1 protein-coding gene is annotated in these 213 nt (G+C 75.1%); it reads left to right on the top strand.

The window, feature by feature from the left end:
- A partial coding sequence (locus QM806_RS41250) for a 3,4-dihydroxy-2-butanone-4-phosphate synthase (protein WP_283295092.1) occupies positions 1-213 on the top strand: 213 nt, incomplete at both ends.

Raw genomic sequence — 213 nt, 5'->3', positions numbered from 1 at the left:
CGCCGCCACCAGGCGGTTGCTGGCCGACCCGTCCAGCGGCGCCCACGACTTCACCCGGCCCGGCCACGTCGTGCCGCTGCGCGCCAAGGAGGGTGGCGGGCTGCGCCGTCCCGGTCACACCGAGGCAGCCGTCGACCTGGCCCGGCTGGCGGACCTGCGGCCGGCGGGTGTGATCAGCGAGATCGTCAGTCAGAAGCACGAGCGCCACATGGC

Source organism: Rhodococcus sp. IEGM 1351, assembly GCF_030056875.1.
Taxonomy (GTDB): Bacteria; Actinomycetota; Actinomycetes; order Mycobacteriales; family Mycobacteriaceae; genus Rhodococcus_F; species Rhodococcus_F opacus.
This window is presented reverse-complemented; position numbering and strand designations above follow the sequence as displayed.